Origin of the sequence: Pseudomonas sp. B19125, assembly GCF_044218855.1 — a bacterium.
Taxonomy (GTDB): Bacteria; Pseudomonadota; Gammaproteobacteria; order Pseudomonadales; family Pseudomonadaceae; genus Aquipseudomonas; species Aquipseudomonas edaphica.
Genome location: NZ_CP162589.1, coordinates 282,220 through 292,500 on the forward strand (window position 1 = coordinate 282,220; position 10,281 = coordinate 292,500).

5 protein-coding genes, 3 rRNA genes and 2 pseudogenes (1 of these 10 only partly in view) are annotated in these 10,281 nt (G+C 58.2%); 6 read left to right on the top strand and 4 right to left on the bottom strand.

The window, feature by feature from the left end; genetic code table 11:
• Positions 1–324 precede the first annotated feature (324 nt).
• Genes AB4P96_RS01165 through AB4P96_RS01180 form a run of 4 tightly spaced genes read left to right on the top strand, consistent with a single transcriptional unit; the run spans position 325 to position 5,868 of the window.
• Positions 325–1,083 (top strand): DUF3050 domain-containing protein, encoded by a 759-nt coding sequence (locus AB4P96_RS01165; RefSeq protein WP_017134434.1) that lies wholly within the window; start codon positions 325–327, stop codon positions 1,081–1,083.
• A complete protein-coding gene (locus AB4P96_RS01170; RefSeq protein ID WP_177034685.1) occupies positions 1,080–2,036 on the top strand; it encodes a diiron oxygenase in 957 nt (318 codons plus the stop codon). Before AB4P96_RS01165 ends, AB4P96_RS01170 begins: the two co-directional genes overlap by 4 nt.
• A complete protein-coding gene (locus tag AB4P96_RS01175; RefSeq protein ID WP_395600439.1) occupies positions 2,024–5,398 on the top strand; it encodes an amino acid adenylation domain-containing protein in 3,375 nt (1,124 codons plus the stop codon). Before AB4P96_RS01170 ends, AB4P96_RS01175 begins: the two co-directional genes overlap by 13 nt.
• Before the next feature lie 11 nt (positions 5,399–5,409).
• Positions 5,410–5,868 (top strand): SRPBCC family protein, encoded by a 459-nt coding sequence (locus AB4P96_RS01180; protein WP_395600440.1) that lies wholly within the window; start codon positions 5,410–5,412, stop codon positions 5,866–5,868.
• Between the two features lie 38 nt (positions 5,869–5,906).
• On the opposite strand, the gene AB4P96_RS01185 is transcribed toward AB4P96_RS01180, so the two are convergent.
• Entirely contained in the window at positions 5,907–7,787 is a 1,881-nt protein-coding gene (locus tag AB4P96_RS01185; RefSeq protein WP_017134438.1) for a methyl-accepting chemotaxis protein, read from the bottom strand.
• 417 nt (positions 7,788–8,204) lie between these two features.
• Here AB4P96_RS01185 and AB4P96_RS01190 point away from each other — a divergent pair.
• Both AB4P96_RS01190 and AB4P96_RS01195 read left to right on the top strand, forming a co-directional pair.
• Positions 8,205–8,821: pseudogene (locus tag AB4P96_RS01190) on the top strand (FecR family protein); the annotation flags it as partial.
• A gap of 136 nt (positions 8,822–8,957) precedes the next feature.
• Positions 8,958–9,140, top strand: a pseudogene (locus AB4P96_RS01195) (hypothetical protein); the annotation flags it as partial.
• Between the two features lie 181 nt (positions 9,141–9,321).
• On the opposite strand, the gene rrf (AB4P96_RS01200) reads toward AB4P96_RS01195, so the two are convergent.
• From rrf (AB4P96_RS01200) to AB4P96_RS01210, 3 genes are all read right to left on the bottom strand, one after another.
• Positions 9,322–9,437 (bottom strand): 5S ribosomal RNA (rrf, locus tag AB4P96_RS01200).
• A 109-nt stretch (positions 9,438–9,546) separates the two neighbouring features.
• A 5S ribosomal RNA gene (rrf, locus tag AB4P96_RS01205) occupies positions 9,547–9,662 on the bottom strand.
• Positions 9,663–9,819: 157 nt separating this feature from the next.
• Positions 9,820–10,281 (bottom strand): 23S ribosomal RNA (locus AB4P96_RS01210) (it continues 2,430 nt past the right edge of the window).

Sequence of the window (10,281 nt, forward strand, 5' to 3'; positions counted from 1 at the left end):
AGGAAGCGCCCCATGTTTATGCGCCACGCTGAGATTAACATTCAAATAAGCCCACGCTTGTTAAAGAAACTTCTCACACACTTGCACACTACTTGATCACGACTAGTTGCTTCCCGCAAAAACATTTAATACTTTCATCAGTTTATCCAAACGTTTAATCGGATTATTATCTTTCACCCATAAAAGAACACTTCATTCGGCAGTGCCAACCTATGTCAGGTTAGCGCTGTACGCGTGGCTTGCCTAAACGCAGGCCATCCGCTTTTCATTACAAAACCCCATTACTGTTTCCAGAGCAGTCGCAACAACTTATAGGCGTCAACCATGCATCAACATTTGCTTGAACAAAAAAAACTACAGCTATGCAGCCATCCGTTATTTGCAGAAATAACTTCACTTAACAAGTTACAAATTTTTATGGAGCAGCATGTATTTGCTGTTTGGGACTTCATGAGCTTGGCTAAACGCCTGCAGCAGGATCTGACATGCATGCAATTGCCGTGGCTGCCACCCGTTGACCCGCAGAGCGCACGCCTGATCAATGAAATAGTGCTTGGCGAAGAGTCAGACGAACATCCAACGCGTGGCCACTGCAGCCACTTCGAGCTATATCTGGAGGCGATGACCGAGACCGGCGCAGATACCTCAGCCATCCAACGCTTCATTGAACTGCAGCGCCAAGGCGTCCAGGCAGATGCTGCGATGCAAAGGGTCAATGTACGCCCTGGCGTAACGCGCTTCGTCAGCAGCACCTTGCAGATCGCGCTGAACGCGCCCGCACACTGTGTGGCAGCGACGTTCCTGCACGGCCGCGAGAGCGTCATCCCATCGATGTTCGAACGTATTCTGCAGGGCGACGCCTTCATGGCGCGTCAGGCACCGTTGTTCTGTCACTACCTCAGCCGTCACATCGAACTGGACACCGAGGATCATGGCCCAGGTGCAGAGCAGTTACTCCAGCGCTTGATCGGTGCCGACCCCAAGCGCCAACGCGAAGCGGATGAAACCGCCATCAGCGCCATAGAAAACCGCCTCGGTTTCTGGGACGACGTACATGCCTCCCTACACGAGGTGCGACCATGAACTCCGCAGACTACCGCTCGTTTGCCGAAGATTGGGAACGTCGCGCCACCATCCGCACGCGCCCCCGGCGCCTGCTGGAAAACGACGATCGCTTGATCTTTCCGCTCTGCCGCCAACCCTTGGTGCTAAACGCAACTTTTGTCGAGCATTGCCCGCAGTGGCGCGACTTCGTGTTGACGCAAAGTTTCTACAAATTCATTAATGACGTGGTGATCTTCGAAACCGAGATCGTCGACAAGACCGCCCGCAGCATTGCCAAGAATCGCTTCGCACTGCCCTTCCCCCTTGCCTGTCGCATTGATGCGATGACGGTCGTGGTCGATGAGGATTACCACGCGCTGGTCGCGTTGGACTTCCTGCAACAGACCATTGAACTGACCGGCATACAACCGCTCGAGCTGCCCACGCAAATCGAACTGAGCCGGGCCTTGCCGGCCGCCCAGGCGCTTGCCCCGCAACACCTGCACGACGCTGTAGCGTTGATTGGCGTGGCCATCGCCGAGAACACCGTCACCCACGATGTAGCGGCGTTTGCCAAGGACGATAGCGTCAAACCTTCGATTCGCGGCTTGATGGCCGACCACTTGTTTGACGAGGGGCGTCACGCCCAGTTCTGGACGCAGCTGGTGCGTCTCTACTGGCAGGCGGCTAGCCCGGCAGACCGCGACAGCATCGCCGCAGTCCTGCCGACCTTCTTGACCCACTACCTGACCAACACGCTGCACAAAGGCTTCGACCTTCAGCTTGTCGAGCACCTGGACGTAGGCACCGACATCCGCCAGGCACTACGCGACGAAGTCACGGCCCTGCACTTTCCCATCACCCGCCAGCACCCGCTGCTCGGCAATATCATGGGGTTCCTGCATAACAGCGGCGTGCTGCACACACCAAGCGTCGCCCGCGCGTTGAGCGACTACCTGCCCGAGTCGGGGAGGCAGACATGCGACGTCTGAGTATCGGATGGGCCGGCACCAGCCACGCCCTGATTGCGCTGAAGCAAGTGCTCGAAGAATACGGACACGCCAGCGTGACACAAGCCTTCGACCTGTTTATCGAGGACGGCACTCAAGCGCCGCTCGCATACTGTGCCGCAACCCGATGGTTAAGCCTGCGGTTGGGTATCGGCCCGGTGTACGAAGGCGGCCTGCCCTCACTGCAGTTACGCTGCTATGACCGTGACCAACGCGTGCTGGCGGTACATAACGTTGCCGAGGAGCCCAGCGGCAACGGCCAGCGATTGCGCCGGCAGGCGACAAGCTCACTCGTGGAGTGGGCCACCTCGCTGGTCAGCGGCTTCTCGAGGGACGCGGGCTTTTTTGCCGCCAGCAGCACCATTAACCTCTGGCCTGAACAAAGCTTGCACGGACTGGATGCCCTTGCGTTTATGCACCGGTTCAATCGCACCGACCAGCCAGCCTTGTTGCTGGCTGCCCAGGTGCCGATGATCGAGCGATTGCAGGCCGGTCTGCACGCCTTCGCCGAGCGCCCGGCGCTGAACATCGCGGGTAGCGTGTTGACCTACCGCCAATTGCAGCTTCGCGCCTTGTCGATCCAGCAACGCCTGCACCCTCTACTGGAAGGCGTTGAGACGCCGGTGGTTGGCGTGTGCCTGGAAAAGTCCGTCGAGTTGTATGCCAGTATTCTCGCAGTACTCGGTTGCGGCGCGGTGTATCTGCCACTGGCTCCGGATCATCCGCCGCAACGCCAGCAGGCCATGCTGGAACACAGCGGCGCCAAGGTATTGCTGGATGACGGCCGACACCCTTTGCGCGAGCAGTTCACGACACTGAGTGTCGGCAATATTGACTCCAACCACGCCGACATCACGCAGCCATTGATACAACGCCGCCCCGACATCGACGCTCCGTGCATGGTGCTGTTCACCTCGGGCACCACCGGCCAGCCCAAAGGCGTACTACTGAGCCAGGGCAATCTTGCGCATTTCACCAGCTGGACCGGCGCCAGCCTGGCGTTGGATGAACACAGCCGTGTCCTGCAGTTTTCGCCACTGAGTTTCGACTCATCACTGATCGATATCTTCCCGGCCCTGATCGCCGGTGCCGAGTTGATCGTCCCAACCGAAGAGCAGCGGCGCGACCCTCAGCAACTGGTCGAGTTGATTCGCCAACAGCGCATCAGCCATGGTTTTTTGCCGCCGGCGCTACTGAGCATCCTGCCGTTGGATCAGCCCCTGGGCCTGACCCATCTGGTGACCGGCGGCGATGCCTGCGAACCCTATGTGATCGAACGGCTGGCGGGCCAGTGCCAGTTGCACAACCTCTACGGCCCTACCGAGACCACGGTGCTGGTCAGCCACCGGACGTTGCGCCCCGGTGACAGCAATCGCAACGTGGGGCGCCCCATTGCCAACAGCCAGGTGCTGATCCTCGATGACGCGCTGCAACCGGTGGATGAGCAGGTCATGGGCGACCTTTACATCACAGGCCCTGGCGTAGGGCTGGGGTATGTGACCACGCCGCCGCCCGGGGGCAACCCGTTCGTTGAGCTTACGTTGCCGGGCGGCCAAGCGCTGAGGGCCTACCGCAGCGGTGACCGGGCCAAATGGACGGCGGACGGTATAGAGCTGGGCGGACGACGGGACGATCAGGTGAAAATCCGGGGCTTTCGCGTCGAACCCCAGGAGATCGAACAGTGCCTGCGCAGCAGTCGGCTATTTCGCCAAGTGGCGGTGGTGATCGACCTTGACCGACGGATTTTAGCTTTTGCCGCCCAGCCCGAGGCCGACGCAACGGTGACGGATCTGAAGCAGCATGCAGAGCAGTGGTTGCCGGCTTACATGCAACCCGAGCGCTGGACAGAGCTGCCGGGCATGCCCTGCACCGGCAATGGCAAAATTGACCGCCAGGCGTTGCTGACGGTGCTCGGGCACGCGATGCCGCGCACCGCCCGCGCCTCGGCGCAAACGCCGCTGCAAACGCAACTGGTGACCCTGTGGAGCGAGTTGTTGGGCGTGCCTGGCGTTGATCTTTGTATTGATGAGAGTTTTTTCAATCTGGGCGGCCATTCCATCTTGCTGTCGACCTTGCTGCTGCGATTGCGCGAACAGTTTGGCCGCAGCCTTTCTTTGAACCGTTTTTTTGAAGCACCGACGATTCGTTCGCTTGCCTTGCTGATGGAAGACGCCGCACCGTCTTACACACCGTCATGCCAGATGGAAAAGGACGCATGCCAGGCGCTGAATGTAGAAATCCTGCCAGAGCGGTCCGCTGGGGATCCGCGCAAGGTGATCGTCACGGGTGCAAACAGCTTCGTGGGTGTGCATCTGGTCGAAGCGTTGTTGGCGGGTGGAGCACGGGAGGTGGCATGCCTGGTGCGTGAACGCCCGGGACACTCGGCGCCAGCGCGGTTTGCACAGGCACTGCGCGAGTACCACCTGGAGCATCTGGACCTGAGCCGTGTGCAGGTTTATGCCGCTGACATGAGCCAGCCTCGTCTGGGCCTGGCCTGCGATGTCTATGACCACCTCGCCCGAAACCATGGTGTGTTGGTGCACAACGCAGCCAGGGTCAACCATGTGCTGGACTATGCCTCACTTGCCCGGGATAACGTCGAACCCGTGCTTGAGTGCCTGCGCCTGTGTGAAACCCACAGCAAGAAAGTCTTCAACTTCATCTCGACGCTGTCAGCCTGCAGCAGCATCGACGCTCAGGGTCACATCCTCGAAGCACCGGCCGTGGCCACGTTGCCGCTCTACCTCAAGAATGGCTACAACCTTTCCAAGTGGGTTGCCGAGCGGCTGCTGGGGTGTGCGGTCGAACAAGGTGCCTGGGTGAATATTCATCGACCGGGGAATATTGCGTTCAACAGCCACAACGGTGTTTGCCAGCCGCAAAACAACCGCCTGATGCTGATGCTCAAGGGGTCGCTGCAGTTGGGCCTCGCGCCCAGCCTGGAAGTGAATTTTGACTTGATGCCGGTGGACTTTCTCGCACGTTTCGTCGCGTTTCACTGCGGTCAATTCGCGGCACGGCGAAACGTCTTCAACCTGCATAACCCGCAGCCTTTGAGCTGGGACCATTACCTGGATGCGTTCAGCCAGGCCGGCCATCTTTTCGAACGGGTGAGCGTCGCGCAGTGGCAAAAGATGCTGCCAACGGTGGGGCCTGATAACGCGCTGTTTGGCGTACTGGGTTTTTACCTGGATGACCTCGCGGAAGATATCAGTGACGTCTCGATGATTTGTCACGACAACGCACGCCAGGGTGTGGCAGCGATGGGCGAACAGTACCCGCGAAAGGACCCTGCGCTGTTGCGCAAAGGCTGCGACCACCTCAAGGCCATTGGCTTTCTTTGACAGGACTCCTTATGGAACCGCTGCAACCCGATACATTGATCCGTAACCCGAATGGCGCGCCGCTGATAGCGTCTGTTGACGTCGCGTGCGATGCCGCAGGCCTGTGGAGTGTGGTGGGAAATTTTGCAGGCTTTGATGCCTTCATTCCTGCCCTGTCGCACATCGAAATGACGGGAACCGGCGTAGGCGCATTACGCACCAAATTTTTCCATGATGGGCATCGCGTCGTTGAGCAACTCAACAGCCGTGACGACGAAGCGATGTGCATGACGTGGACCACCCTCTACAACACCTTGGGGGTCGCGCGGCTATGGGCCGCCATGCGTGTGGAAGCACTTGGCGCCAAACACGCCAGGGCGACCTGGACGCTGATTGGCGAACCGGTTGATACACCGCAGGCGGCGTTCGAGCAGTTTGCGCAGGCTTTTGCCGATAGCGCCTTGGAGAATGTGCGCCGGATGTTCGACTGATCAGCAGGAGCGAGAGGCCTCGCTCCTGCCAAGCCGGGTCAGATCTTGAAGCTGTCGACCAGTTGCTTCAATCGACTGGCCTGCTGCGACAACGCATCGCAGTCCTTGAGCGTTTCGTTGAGGTTGACGACACCTTGCTGGTTCAACAGATTGATCTGGTTGATATCAACGTTGAGGGTTTCAACCACTGCGGTCTGCTCTTCGGTAGCCGCCGCAACCGATTGGTTCATGCCATCGATCTCGACGATTCGCTGCGTCACGCTGACCAGGCGCTCACCCGCCTGGTTGGCCACTTCAACGCTTTCTTCGCTGGAGACCTGGCTGGCGTTCATGGTGGTCACGGCTTCACGCGAGCCCACTTGCAGCGAAGTGATCATCTTGTGGATCTCTTCGGCCGATTCCTGGGTACGGTGCGCCAGGTTGCGCACTTCATCGGCAACCACGGCAAATCCGCGCCCGGCTTCACCGGCACGCGCAGCCTCGATCGCCGCGTTGAGCGCCAGCAAGTTGGTTTGCTGGGAGATGCCTTTGATCACATCCAGGATGTGCCCAATGTTATCGGTGCTGGCGTTGAGGGTTTCGATCTGCGTACAGGACAAGCTGATCTTTTGCGACAGTTCCGACATGGCCAGGATGGTTTGCTCCACGACCTTGCGCCCGTCATCTGCTTGCTCGCTGGCACCGCTGGCATGTTGCGATGCATCGGCTGCGTTGCGGGCGATTTCCTGGGTGGCGGCGCCCAGTTCGTTGATGGCGGCTGCCACGCTGTTGGTGCGCGCGCTTTGCTCGTCCGAGCCGATGATCGAAGCGTTGGAGGACGCCATGACGCGCTGCGACAGGTCGTGCACCTGACGCGTAGCCGAAGACACTTCGGAAATCGAGGCATGGATGCGCTCGACGAACTGGTTGAACGCACTGCCCACTTCGCCGAACTCATCTTTGCTGGTCACGTCCAGGCGGCGGGTCAAATCGCCTTCGCCCTGGGCGATGTCCTGCATGGCCACGCCCATAGTGGTCAGCGGGCGCAACAGCACTTGAATCAGCAGGCTGAGCAGCACGGCGATCGCCACCACGGCGATCAACATGGCGATCAGTGCCGATGTACGGAATTTACTCAGTGGTGCGTAGGCTTTGTCTTTGTCGATCGACAGGCCGATGTACCAATCCGCGCCCGGCAAACCGCTGATCGGGGTAAATGACAGAATACGGTCCTGGCCGTTGAGCACAACGTCCTGGCTGACCTTCTCGATACGCAGGCTGGTGCCCGGGTAGATGTCCTTGAGGTTCTTCATCACCTGGTCCTGGTCAGGACTGACGATGACCTGGCCATCGGCGCTGACCAGGAACGCATGGCCAATACCCCCGAAGTCCACCGAATTGATGATCTTCACCAGGGTTTGCAGACTCAGGTCACCGCCGACTACGCCGAGCAGCTCGCCGTTCTTTTTGACCGGCAGGGCGATGGTCACGATTTGCCCGCCAACCGCCGCCATATAAGGCGGAGTGAGCATGGTTTTATCGGCCGCGACCGCCTGCTTGTACCAAGGGCGCTGACGAGGGTCGTAATCGTCGGGCATCTTGGCGTCAGGGCGCTGCGTAAATACGCCGTTGGTTTGGCCGACATAGGTGAACTGGAAGTTCGAGGTGAGCGCGGGCTGGTCGACCAGCCCTGGCAGGTCAGCACCGCTGCCCTGGTGAGCAACGTTTTGCGCCAGGCTTTCGAGGACCAGGATGCGGCCACTGAGCCAGTTCTGCACGCTGCTGGCCGTGAGTTCGCCCGATTGTTGAATGGACGACTCAAGGTTTTGTTTGATGGTGCTGCGCTGCAGGTAATCGTTGTAGAGGGTAAATAGCGCGAAGGCCAGAACCACGACGCCTGACGCGGCCAGTAGAATTTTATGACTGAACTTGAGATTCATTTCATCGACTTCTTTTGCCAAAGGGGGGTGAGCGTGCCGAGTGGAACATTCCATGTAACGGGATAGGCGGACTCTTCGGCCGCTCTATTTCGGTGCACGCATGGCTCGTCAGGCTTTCGGCCACTTCAGGAGAAATCTTAGAGATTTGTGAGAAGCATCCTGATTTTGAGTAGGAAACCGACCAGCGGTAGACGCTCAGGGTTCGGCGCTGCAAATTTTTTCTGCCCTCGCGACAATGCGACTAATTGTCATTTGTGACACTTGGCCAGGCCTGTGTGAGTGCCCTCTACTGACTACATTGCGCGCGAAAGGGTTGTACACACGCTTTGCAGCACCCACCACAACTGGCTCAACACTTGTCTGCGCAGTCGCTTGGGCAAGGGCGGCGATTCCTGGGGCGCATGCGGCACTGGAGGCTTGGGCCGACGACGGGCACTGAAGGTGTTGTCGAGTGTGGTGTTGGTGGGGTGCGCGGCGTGGATAAGCCGGGGCATGACCGGCTGGCAGCGCTGGACCTCCGATTTCGCAACCGCCACCGGCGAGCGGCGCAGCGTGCAATTACCGGACGGCACACGCCTGCAACTCAACTCCGACAGTACGGTGTACCTCACCTTCAATCCGCAACAGCGCCTGATCACATTGGTGCGCGGGGAAATCCAGGTGACCTGCGGTTCGCTATCGTCAGCACCTTTGCTGGTACACACTCGCCACGGCTTGCTCGAAGGCATCGATGGGCGTTTTACCGTGCGCCAAGACAGCAAGGCGTGGTCAGCGGCAATGTGGCCATCCATTCACCGCAGACGGCCGATGGGCTGATTGTGACGCGAGACATGCGCCTGGCTGACTTGGTGTCGGAAGTGGAGCGCTACCGTCAGGGTTACCTGGGCTGTGCGGCGGATATCGGCGACTTGCGGCTATCAGGGGTTTTCCGCTTGGACGACACCGACAAGTTGCTGGCGATCGTTGCGCAAACACTGCCAGTTCAAGTGCGCTATCGCACACGTTGGTGGGTGAGCCTGGAACGCCAGGCCTGACTTTTTCAGCTTTTGTTGGCGGCTTTTTTCCGTGAGTCCGGCTTAGACAGTAAGCCTCTTTATCTGCCTTGACCGGCCTCTACGGACCTTGATCATGACTGTGCGCTTTCTCAACGACTCACCAGACTCCTCCTACCATACGTTGTTTGACGCTTCAGGAGGATACGACTTGGGCAAAGTGGGCTTGAAGGGTGTGGATGTAAGGCTCAATGCCAACAACCTGACCAATGAGAGTTATGTGGCGTCCTGTGCCAGCCTGAACTTTTGCTATCTGGGTGAAGAGCGTAATGTCAGTGCGACGGTCAGCTATCAGTTCTGATCCGTTAAAGCTTCTAACAAGCCGGCGCCTGATTCCTGGTGCCGGCTTTTTTGTGGGTGTCGTCAGGTTGCCTTTGTCCGGCCCAGACGTATATGTGGGCGATCTGCAGCCGGGGCATTATCATCCCCCCTAAACGACAAAACCCCTGTCTGCGTTAGCAGACAGGGGTTTTGGAATTTAATCTTGACGATGACCTACTCTCACATGGGGAAACCCCACACTACCATCGGCGATGCATCGTTTCACTGCTGAGTTCGGGATGGGATCAGGTGGTTCCAATGCTCTATGGTCGTCAAGAAATTCTGTGTACCAGCCCGTTGCGCTTGCAACGTGCCGGTGAAATTCATGGACTTCTACATAAACAAAACCCCTGATTGCGTTAGCAATCAGGGGTTTCGGAATTTAATCTTGACGATGACCTACTCTCACATGGGGAAACCCCACACTACCATCGGCGATGCATCGTTTCACTACTGAGTTCGGGATGGGATCAGGTGGTTCCAATGCTCTATGGTCGTCAAGAAATTCGGGTACTGAGTCGTAGCCAAATGGCTTCGCTTCAGCAAATTGGGTATGTGACAGCTTTCGGTGTTTTGTGAGCGTCGAACTTTCGGTTCATCTCGTCTTCACACACCGCAATCTGATGCTCTTTCGAGTAGTCAAATTGCTTGGGTGTTATATGGTCAAGCCTCACGGGCAATTAGTATTGGTTAGCTCAACGCCTCACAGCGCTTACACACCCAACCTATCAACGTCGTAGTCTTCGACGGCCCTTCAGGGAACTCAAGGTTCCAGTGAGATCTCATCTTGAGGCTAGTTTCCCGCTTAGATGCTTTCAGCGGTTATCTATTCCGAACATAGCTACCCGGCAATGCCACTGGCGTGACAACCGGAACACCAGAGGTTCGTCCACTCCGGTCCTCTCGTACTAGGAGCAGCCCCTCTCAAATCTCAAACGTCCACGGCAGATAGGGACCGAACTGTCTCACGACGTTCTAAACCCAGCTCGCGTACCACTTTAAATGGCGAACAGCCATACCCTTGGGACCGGCTTCAGCCCCAGGATGTGATGAGCCGACATCGAGGTGCCAAACACCGCCGTCGATATGAACTCTTGGGCGGTATCAGCCTGTTATCCCCG